This window comes from Bradyrhizobium vignae, assembly GCF_004114425.1.
Classification (GTDB): Bacteria; Pseudomonadota; Alphaproteobacteria; order Rhizobiales; family Xanthobacteraceae; genus Bradyrhizobium; species Bradyrhizobium vignae.
In genome coordinates this window covers 1-1,291 of the sequence record NZ_RDQF01000145.1, presented here as the reverse complement: position 1 = coordinate 1,291, position 1,291 = coordinate 1, and the positions used below count along the sequence as shown (strand labels likewise).

Here is a 1,291-nt window from a genome sequence, read left to right as displayed (position 1 = left end):
CATAGGCGTTAAGTTTGTTCTTGAGTGTTGGAATCACACGTGATTCCAAGGCGGGATGGCAGACGAATCGCTTCTGAACGAGGACTGGACGAGAGTGGTTACGCAGCTCGGCGGGGCTGCGCAGCTTGAAATAAGTGCGCGCCAGACGAAGGCTTTCGTGCGGCGGCGCCAAATTCCAGATGCGGTGTCGTTACTTCGGCTGATGCTGGCCTATTGTCTGGGTGAAAGAGGGTTGAGATCGACAGCCGCGTGGGCCGCTTCTGTTGGCCTTGCCGACCTCAGCAGCGTGGCGTTGTTCTATCGCCTGCGTCAATGTGGCGATTGGTTTGCAGTGCTGGTGGAGGGCTTGCTCGCTGCGGCAGCCCCGAAAGCGAGCCGAGGCCGCCTGATCCGCATTATCGATGCGACGACAGTGCCTCAGGCAGGACCGGCTGCGCGCAGGAACAGTGAGCTTTGGCGCGTTCATAGTGCATTCGATCTGCCATATGAGCGCTTTGGTCACTTCGAGCTGACAGATCAGCAAGAAGGCGAAACGTTTGACCGGATACCGGTGGTCAAGAACGAGATCCGCATTGCTGACCGCGCTTATCTACAACCTGACCGCATCGCCGCTGTGCGCGACGCCGGGGCAGACGTTTTGATCCGAGCGGGCTGGAAGAACGCACGTTGGCTTGATGCCAAAGGCCTTGCGTTCGATCTGATGGCCCAATTGCGTGCGGCGAAGGCGCACGGACTGATCGATCGGAGGATTTGGATCAAACGCAAGGACGGTGCGCCTCTGGCTATGCGTCTGGTCGCAGTCAAGAAGCCCGCCGGTGCAGTCGCGGCTTCGCGCCGTAAAGCCCGGCGCGACGCACAAGACGAAAACCGCGTCATCTCCAAAGAAACTCTGGAAGCCGCGGATTGGGTCATTCTGGTCACGTCGCTCGCGCGGGACGAGTTCTCCACCAAGGATGTACTCGCGCTCTATCGACTGCGATGGCGCATCGAACTTGGCTTCAAGCGACTGAAGAGTCTGATTGGTCTCAAGACGCCACCTGGAACCGATCCGCGCTCCGCCAAGCCCTACTTGCTGGCACACCTCTTGATCATCCTGCTGCTCGAGCCGCTTGCCCGCGACTTCGAGGACTCTCCCCGCTGGACGCAGGCCGCCTGACGGCACCTGGCGCTTGGCGTGTTTTGCAACAACTCGTTGCATCCTTGCTACAAGCGATCATTCCACAACCAACCATCCGTTGCTTTCGCCGCAGAAAGCGAGCGCTTGGGCGGCACCTGCGCGAGCCTCCTCGAA

The 1,291-nt window shown here is 59.8% G+C and carries 1 protein-coding gene; it reads left to right on the top strand.

Features of this window, described 5'->3' with window-relative positions; translation table 11 throughout:
- Positions 1 to 55 precede the first annotated feature (55 nt).
- A complete protein-coding gene (locus EAV90_RS39150; protein WP_122402675.1) occupies positions 56 to 1,156 on the top strand; it encodes an IS4 family transposase in 1,101 nt (366 codons plus the stop codon).
- Positions 1,157 to 1,291: the final 135 nt, after the last annotated feature.